This window comes from Mesorhizobium sp. M0626 (genome assembly GCF_040320665.1).
Taxonomy (GTDB): Bacteria; Pseudomonadota; Alphaproteobacteria; order Rhizobiales; family Rhizobiaceae; genus Mesorhizobium.
The window spans coordinates 1-530 of record NZ_JAMYQD010000065.1; the positions used below are offsets into that span (position 1 = coordinate 1).

Below are 530 nucleotides of genomic sequence, written 5' to 3' on the forward strand. Positions count from 1 at the left end.
CTGCGCTTCTCGATGCCGGTCGACTGGATCTCCTTGTTGCCCAGCGTCACTGTGCCGGCACTTGCCGTCTCCAGCCCCAGCAGGACCTTGGCCAGCGTCGACTTTCCGCAGCCGGACTCGCCGACGATGGCGACGGTCTCGGATTCGCGCGCCATGAACGAGATCGTCTCATTGGCCTTGACCACGCGGCCTTCGCTGGAGCCGAACACTTCGCTGCCGCCGACCTTGTAGTATTTTCTCAAATCCTCGATCTTGAGCACCGGCGCGCCGGGCACGACCTTCTCATTGACCTTCTTGGCGCCGGGCGGCAGCGCTTCCCAGTCGATCTCGTTGAAGCGCACGCAGCGCGAGAAATGCCCTTCGTGACCGGCGACCTCGATCATCGGGATTTCGGCGGCATTGCAGACGCCCTCAACGAAATGGTGGCAGCGCGGCCCGAAATTGCAGCCCTTGGGCCGCTCATGCGGCAGCGGCAACTGGCCGGGGATAGAGATCAGCGGCCGCGAATTCTTGTCGGCGCCCGGCAGCGG

1 protein-coding gene is annotated in these 530 nt (G+C 64.3%); it reads right to left on the reverse strand.

The window, feature by feature from the left end:
- Nucleotides 1-530 (reverse strand): ATP-binding cassette domain-containing protein (locus tag NKI37_RS31885; protein WP_352794670.1); only part of this gene is annotated, 530 nt, incomplete at both ends.